This window comes from Pseudomonas sp. PICF6 (assembly GCF_009831705.1).
GTDB classification, from domain to species: Bacteria; Pseudomonadota; Gammaproteobacteria; order Pseudomonadales; family Pseudomonadaceae; genus Aquipseudomonas; species Aquipseudomonas rhizophila.
The window spans coordinates 569,673-576,954 of sequence record NZ_WUUD01000013.1; the positions used below are offsets into that span (position 1 = coordinate 569,673).

The 7,282-nt window shown below is 62.2% G+C and carries 10 protein-coding genes; 4 read left to right on the top strand and 6 right to left on the bottom strand.

Going from position 1 to position 7,282, the window contains the following annotated elements:
• The 4 genes from GSM73_RS27090 to recR form a co-directional block, all read left to right on the top strand.
• The coding region (locus GSM73_RS27090) for a DNA polymerase III subunit gamma/tau C-terminal domain-containing protein (RefSeq protein WP_306110009.1) at positions 1–336 on the top strand (336 nt) is incomplete at its 5' end.
• Between the two features lie 64 nt (positions 337–400).
• Entirely contained in the window at positions 401–739 is a 339-nt protein-coding gene (locus tag GSM73_RS07555) for a YbaB/EbfC family nucleoid-associated protein (protein WP_003183512.1), read from the top strand.
• A gap of 273 nt (positions 740–1,012) precedes the next feature.
• Positions 1,013–2,047 carry an NADP-dependent oxidoreductase gene (locus tag GSM73_RS07560; RefSeq protein ID WP_160891997.1) on the top strand — a complete coding sequence of 345 codons (1,035 nt, stop codon included), beginning with the start codon at positions 1,013–1,015 and terminating at the stop codon, positions 2,045–2,047.
• A gap of 66 nt (positions 2,048–2,113) precedes the next feature.
• Positions 2,114–2,716 carry a recombination mediator RecR gene (gene recR / locus GSM73_RS07565; RefSeq protein ID WP_047227281.1) on the top strand — a complete coding sequence of 201 codons (603 nt, stop codon included), beginning with the start codon at positions 2,114–2,116 and terminating at the stop codon, positions 2,714–2,716.
• A 132-nt stretch (positions 2,717–2,848) separates the two neighbouring features.
• Here the strand turns inward: recR and GSM73_RS07570 are convergent, their stop codons facing one another.
• The 6 genes from GSM73_RS07570 to GSM73_RS27095 form a co-directional block, all read right to left on the bottom strand.
• The gene (locus GSM73_RS07570) at positions 2,849–3,397 is read right to left on the bottom strand and encodes an adenine phosphoribosyltransferase (protein WP_041020481.1); all 549 of its coding nucleotides are present in this window, start codon (positions 3,395–3,397) and stop codon (positions 2,849–2,851) included.
• A 75-nt stretch (positions 3,398–3,472) separates the two neighbouring features.
• Entirely contained in the window at positions 3,473–4,207 is a 735-nt protein-coding gene (fnr, locus tag GSM73_RS07575) for a fumarate/nitrate reduction transcriptional regulator Fnr (protein ID WP_047227176.1), read from the bottom strand.
• Between the two features lie 93 nt (positions 4,208–4,300).
• On the bottom strand, positions 4,301–5,683 hold the full coding sequence (hemN, locus tag GSM73_RS07580; RefSeq protein ID WP_160891999.1) for an oxygen-independent coproporphyrinogen III oxidase: 1,383 nt from the start codon (positions 5,681–5,683) through the stop codon (positions 4,301–4,303).
• Positions 5,684–5,892: 209 nt separating this feature from the next.
• Positions 5,893–6,576 (bottom strand): sulfite exporter TauE/SafE family protein, encoded by a 684-nt coding sequence (locus tag GSM73_RS07585; protein WP_092403443.1) that lies wholly within the window; start codon positions 6,574–6,576, stop codon positions 5,893–5,895.
• Positions 6,569–6,787, bottom strand: coding sequence for a cbb3-type cytochrome oxidase assembly protein CcoS (ccoS, locus tag GSM73_RS07590; protein WP_160892001.1), 219 nt, complete (start codon positions 6,785–6,787; stop codon positions 6,569–6,571). The genes GSM73_RS07585 and ccoS overlap by 8 nt, the downstream gene beginning before the upstream one ends.
• A 24-nt stretch (positions 6,788–6,811) precedes the next feature.
• Positions 6,812–7,282 (bottom strand): HAD-IC family P-type ATPase (locus tag GSM73_RS27095; RefSeq protein ID WP_256676762.1); only part of this gene is annotated, 471 nt, incomplete at its 5' end.

Consider the following 7,282-nt stretch of genomic DNA (forward strand, 5'->3'; position numbering starts at 1 on the left):
GCCAACTGCACGCTGATCTCCGTGGAGGGCGACCACTGGCTGCTGCACCTGGACCCGGCCCACAGCGCGCTGTTCAACGCCACGCAGCAGCGCCGTCTCAACGATGCACTGAACCAGTATCACCAGCGCACGCTGACGCTGAGCATCGAGCTGATCAAGCCTGAGCAGGAGACGCCGGCCCAGGCCGCGTCCCGCCGCCGTGCCGACCGTCAGCGCGAAGCCGAGGAGTCGATCCACGGTGATCCGTTCATCCAGCAAATGATGCAACAGTTCGGTGCCGTGGTCCGTCACGATACTATCGAACCTGTCGAGGCCCCGGTGACCCAGGGCTCATAACTGAAAGCGTCAGGCCGAACGGGCCGGGCGCGGTGTTTATCCAAGTACTTTCGAGGTGATTCCCATGATGAAAGGTGGCATGGCCGGCCTGATGAAGCAGGCGCAGCAGATGCAGGAAAAAATGGCCAAGATGCAGGAAGAACTGGCCAACGCCGAAGTCACCGGCAAGTCCGGCGGCGACATGGTGACCGTGGTCATGACCGGTCGCCACGACATCAAGCGCGTGAGCATCGACCCGAGCGTGGTCGAAGGCCTGAGCGAAGACGACAAGGAAATGCTCGAAGCCCTGTTCGCCGCCGCCGTCAATGACGCAGTGCGCAAGATCGAAGCCAACAGCCAGGACAAAATGTCCGGCATGACCGCTGGCATGCAACTGCCGCCGGGCATGAAACTGCCGTTCTGACTCGCCATCCCGATCGGGATGGGCTACATACAATGCCAGGCATCGCGCCTGGCATTTTTGTTTGTGTCACAAGGCGAGTGCGCTAGAAACTTTACCTGTGGGAGCAAGGCTTGCCCGCGATGGACGATGACGTGCCGCTGCGACGAACCGAGGCGTCTGCATCGCGGGCAAGCCTTGCTCCCACCAGTACCCACTGAACAAACATCGAACGCCGCCCAGCCGGCAATGGTCTGCTTCCTGTAAGTGCCACTCAACGATCAAGGAGACGCTTCCATGTCACAAGCATCGACCACCCACCAGCGCATCGTCCTCGCCTCCCGCCCCACAGGTGCTCCCACCCCGGACAACTTCCGTCTGGAGCAGGTGACGTTGCCGGAGCTGCAGGAGGGGCAGATCCTGCTCAAGACGCTGTTTCTCTCATTGGACCCTTACATGCGCGGACGGATGAGCGACGCACCTTCCTACGCCGCGCCGGTGGAAATCGATGAGGTGATGACCGGTGGTTCTGTCAGCCGGGTCGAGCGTTCTATGCATCCGAAGTTTCAGGAGGGGGATCTGGTGGTGGGCGCTACGGGGTGGCAGAGCCACACTGTCAGCGATGGCCGCAATGTCATTCCGATCCCGTCCGGGCTGCCCAGCCCGTCGATGGCGCTGGGTGTGCTGGGCATGCCGGGCATGACCGCGTACATGGGCCTGATGGAGATCGGTCAGCCCAAGGCCGGGGAAACCCTGGTGGTCGCGGCGGCCTCGGGCGCAGTCGGCTCGGTGGTCGGCCAGGTGGCGAAGATCAAGGGCCTACGGGTGGTCGGTGTGGCCGGCGGCCCCGAGAAATGCAAGTACGTGGTCGACGAGTTGGGGTTCGACGCCTGTGTCGATCACAAGCGCGATGACTTTGCCGAGGCACTGGCCCGGGCTTGCGACAAGGGCATCGACATCTATTACGAAAACGTCGGTGGCAAGGTGTTCGACGCCGTAGTGCCGCTGCTCAACGCCAAGGCGCGCATTCCCCTCTGTGGCCTGATCGCGTCCTACAACGAGCATGAAGCCCCCACTGGCCCGGATCGCTTGCCGCAATTGCAGCGCACCTTGCTGACCAAGCGCGTGCGGATCCAGGGGTTTATCGTGTTCGACGACTTCAGTGGTCGTCAGCCGGAGTTCATCAGCGCCATGGCGCCTTGGGTGCGTGACGGCAAGGTCAAGTTCCGCGAAGACGTGGTCGATGGCCTTGAGAATGCACCACAGGCCTTTATCGGCCTGCTGGAAGGGCGCAACTTCGGCAAGCTGGTGGTGCGGGTGGCGCAGGATTGAGTATTTGACGCTAATCGGAGGCGCGGGTATAAACCGCGTCTCGTTGTTATGTCGGACATTTCCTCCATGAGCTTCAGCCCTTTGATTCGCCAACTGATCGACGCCCTGCGAACTTTGCCGGGTGTGGGTCAGAAAACTGCTCAGCGCATGGCGTTGCAATTGCTTGAGCGTGATCGCAGCGGCGGTTCGCGTCTGGCTCTGGCCCTGAGCCAGGCCATGGAAGGGGTAGGGCATTGCCGCTTATGCCGCACCCTCACTGAAGACGACCTCTGCCCGCAATGCGCCGACCCGCGTCGGGACGACAGCCTGCTATGCGTCGTGGAAGGACCCATGGATGTGTACGCCGTGGAGCAGACCGGTTTTCGCGGCCGTTATTTCGTGCTCAAGGGGCATTTGTCTCCGCTCGACGGCCTGGGACCGGAAGCCATCGGCATTCCGCAACTGATGGCGCGGATCGAAGAGGCCGGGACTTTCACCGAAGTCATCCTCGCCACCAACCCGACGGTCGAAGGCGAAGCCACCGCCCACTACATCGCGCAATTGCTCAACAACAAGGGCCTGATCGCCTCACGCATCGCTCATGGCGTGCCGCTGGGCGGCGAGCTGGAACTGGTGGACGGCGGGACGCTGGCGCATTCGTTTGCCGGGCGCAAACCGATCGCTTTATAACTGCCACGAATAACCCTGTGGGAGCGAGCTTGCTCGCGATAGCGGTGTGTCAGTCACCATCGATGTCGGCTGACACGCCGCTATCGCGAGCAGGCTCGCTCCCACATGGGGTGTGTGTGCTATTGACGGGCGTTACCTTTCGCTCAACGAAAACTGCGTCAGGCAGAACGTCGGTATCCCCATGTCTTCCAGGCGCTGCGAGCCAAGCAACTCCGGCAGGTCGATGATCGCCGCGGCCTCGTGGACCTTGGCGCCCATGCGGCGGATCAGGTTGGCGGCGGCGATCAGCGTGCCGCCGGTGGCGATCAGGTCATCGAACATCACCACCGAATCACCCTCGCACAGGCTGTCGGCGTGAACTTCAAGGAAGGCCTCGCCGTATTCGGTCTGGTAACCCTCGGCCAGCACATCCGCCGGCAGCTTGCCTTGCTTGCGAAACAGCACCAAGGGCTTGTTCAACTGATAAGCCAGGATTGAGCCGATCAGGAAGCCTCGCGCATCCATCGCGCCGATGTGGGTGAATTCGGCCTCGACATAACGATGGGCGAAGCTGTCCATCACCAGCCGCAGCGCGGTGGGGGACTGGAACAGTGGGGTAATGTCGCGAAAGATCACGCCCGGCTTGGGGAAATCGATCACGGGGCGGATCAGGGATTTGATATCGAAGGAGTCGAAGACCATCGTCTAGGTGTCCTGGCAGGCTGCAAACGCCGGAGTATAGCGCGGCAAGGCGAACCTGGGCCGCGCGCATGCTCATCAGCCGTCGATCGAGCCACCCGCCAGGGCGCAGAGCTGGATCGGGTCGAGAATATGGATCTCCTTGCCTTCGGCGGCGATCAACTCGTTCTGTTGGAAACGGGTGAATACTCGGGATACGGTTTCCACCGCCAAGCCCAGGTAATTGCCGATTTCGTTACGCGACATGCTCAGGCGGAACTGGTTGGCCGAAAACCCGCGAGCGCGGAAACGTGCCGAGAGGTTGACCAGGAACGTGGCGATGCGTTCGTCGGCGGTTTTCTTCGAGAGCAGCAGCATCATTTGCTGATCGTCGCGGATTTCCCGGCTCATGACCCGCATCAACTGACGACGCAGTTGCGGCAGTTGCAAGGCCAGTTCGTCCAGGCGATCGAAGGGAATCTCGCACACCGAGGTGGTTTCCAGCGCCTGGGCCGAGACCGGATGGGTTTCGGTGTCCATGCCCGACAGACCCACCAGCTCGCTGGGCAGGTGGAAGCCGGTGAGCTGTTCTTCGCCGCCATCGCTCAGATTGAAGGTTTTCAAGGCGCCCGAGCGCACGGCATAGACGGAATCGAAGGTGTCGCCCTGGCGAAACAGGAATTCACCTTTTTTCAACGGTCGGCCCCGTTTAACGATGTCGTCCAGCGCGTCCATATCCTCCAGATTCAATGAAAGTGGCAGGCAGAGCGGAGCCAGGCTGCAATCCTTGCAATGGGCCTGGTTGTGGGCGCGCAGTTTGACTGGCTCGGACATTTCTTAAATCCTTGTGGGAAACACACATAAGCCGTAAGGGTAACTCAGCTAAGGTACTCCGGCCAGTGGGCTTTCATCGTCAAATTGTCGCGCTCAGATGACTCGGGAGAAGCGCTGTCGGTTGTGTCCTTCCAGATAGGCATCAAAGACCATGCACACCGAGCGCACCAGCAGGCGCCCGGCGGGCAGTACCTTGATGTGGCTGCTGTCCAATTCGATCAGGCCGTCCGCAGCCATCTCTTGCAGTTGTGGCCACAACGGTGCGAAGTAACCGCGAAAATCGATGTTGAACGTTTGTTCGATGTCGGTGAATAGCAAATTGAAATGGCAGATCAACTGCTGGATCACCGCGCGCCGCAGCCGATCGTCGGCATTGCACAGCAGCCCGCGACTGGTCGCCAGTTGACCGTCGGCCAGGGTGTTCTGGTAATGGCTCAGGTCACTGCTGTTCTGGCAGTACAAATCGCCGATCTGGCTGATGGCTGACACGCCAAGGCCGATCAGGTCGCAGTGACCATGGGTGGTATAGCCCTGGAAGTTGCGTTGCAGGGTGGCGTCTTCCTGGGCAATCGCCAGTTCGTCGTCGGGCAGGGCGAAGTGGTCCATGCCGATATAGCGATAACCCGCCGCAGTCAGCTGTTCGATGGTGCCTTGCAGCATCGCCAGTTTCTGCGCCGGGTTGGGCAGGTCCTGGCTGTTGATGCGGCGTTGGGGCATGAAGCGTTCCGGCAAGTGGGCGTAGTTGAACACCGAAAGCCGGTCCGGCTGTAGCTGGATGACTTCCTGGACCGTGCGGGCGAAATTCTCCGGGGTCTGTTTGGGCAGCCCGTAGATCAGGTCGATGTTGATCGAACGGAACTGCAAGGTCCGGGCGGCTTCGATCACCGCGCGGGTTTCTTCCAGGCTTTGCAGGCGGTTGACGGCGCGCTGTACGGCCGGGTCAAGGTCCTGCAGGCCGATGCTGACGCGGTTAAAACCCAGTTCCCGCAACAGGCCCATGGTGGACCAGTCGGCTTCCCGGGGATCGATTTCGATCCCGTAGTCGCCGGAATCGTCCTCCAGCAGGTTGAAGTGTTGGCGCAACCTGGCCATCAACTGGCGCAGTTCGTCATGGTTGAGGAACGTCGGGGTGCCGCCGCCCAGGTGCAACTGTTCTACGCGCTGGGCCGGGTCGAGGTGGCAGCCGATCAGCTGGATTTCCTGTTCCAGGCGTTGCAGATAGGCATGGGCGCGGCTGCGGTCCTTGGTGATGACTTTGTTGCAGGCGCAGTAGTAGCAAATGTTCGCGCAGAACGGCACATGCACATACAACGACAGTGGCCTCAAGGCTTTGCGGCTGTCGCGCAGGGCGTGGAGCAGGTCGAAGGTCCCCACCTGGCTGCCGAATTGCGCCGCGGTCGGATACGAGGTGTAGCGGGGCCCCGCCAGGTCGTAACGGTGGATCAGGTTTGAGTCCCAACGAATGGCGTCGAGCATGCGGGCGTTTCCCGGATAGGCTGGCATGGGCGAGAGTTTAAGAGGGAGGGCGCGGGGCGGTTTTGATTTGCGTCAACGGGGTGTGGAGTCTGGGCGAAGGCCAATCGCGAGCAAGCTCGCTCCCACATTGGATCGGGGATGTTCACAAATGCAGCATTCGCCGCAAGTCTCCTATGGGAGCGAGCCTGCTCGCGATGGCGGCGACTCGGTCAATGCCCCATGAGCCAATGCTGATGCGGCCCTGGCAGGGTCCAGACACCAAAGACAATCACCAGCAAACCACCGGCCATGCGCACGCTGCGTTTGCGCAACAGGGCGGTGATGCGTTCGGCGGCCATGCCGGTGGCGAGCAACACCGGCCAGGTGCCGAGGCCGAAGGCGAGCATCAGCAACGCGCTGTCCAGCGCATCGCCCTGGCTGGCCGACCAGAGCAGGGTGCTGTAGACCAACCCACACGGCAGCCAGCCCCAGAGCGCGCCGAGCAGCAAGGCCCGGGGCAGGCTCGACACCGGCAGCAAGCGGTTGGCGACGGGCTGGATATGCCGCCACAGGCCACGACCGACGCCTTCGATGCGGGTCAGGCCGCTCCACCAGCCCGCCAGGTACAGGCCCATGGCGATCAACAGCAGGCCGGCCAACACGCGCATGACCATCGCCGCCGGACTATTGGCCACGGCCCAACCAGCCAGGCCGATCAGTAGCCCTGCGCTGGCGTAGCTCAGAATCCGCCCCAGGTTGTAGGCCAGCAGCAACCGAAAGCGCCGGCTGCGCTGTTCCTTGGGGATTGCCAGGGTCAGGGCGCCCATCAGGCCGCCGCACATCCCCAGGCAATGGCCGCCGCCCAATAAACCCAGGATGAGCGCCGAGACCAACAGTGGCGCCAGATCAAGCATCGGGCGGGGCCTTGTCGTCCGGTTTGCGGGGCTCGCCGCTGGCTTCGTCCACCGCTGCCTTGTGGTTCGGATCCTGATCGTCGAACAGAATGCTGTGGGCCGGACCGTCGAGGTCGTCGTACTGCCCGCTGTCCACGGCCCAGAAGAAGATGTAGACGGCAATGGCCACGATCAGCAGTGCGGCCGGGATCATCACGTAAAGAGCTGGCATGTCGGAACTCCATGCCCGCGCGGCTCAGGCCGGCAGCGGGCGGGTATCGGGCGAGGTATCGAAAACCTGCGTCTTGGGCTGGCGAGTCAGCCTCAGCGCATTCAACACCACGGTCAGCGAACTGATGGACATGCCGATCGCGGCCCACACCGGCGTAATCCAGCCGAGGGCGGCGAACGGCAACATGAGGCCATTGTACAGCCCGGCCCACACCAGGTTCTCAATGATCACCCGCCGTGTGCGTCGGGCCAGGCTGAAGGCGTGGATCAGGGCGTCGAGACGGTTGGACAGCAGCACCGCATCGGCGCTGGTCTTGGCAAGATCGGTGGCTGAGCCCATGGCGACACTGATGTCCGCCGCCGCCAGCACCGGCACGTCGTTCACCCCGTCGCCGAGCATCAGCACCTTGCGGCCCTGCTGGTGCAATTGTTGCAACACGGCCAGTTTGTCGTCCGGGCGCAAACCGCCGCGGGCTTCATCGATGCCCAGTTCGGC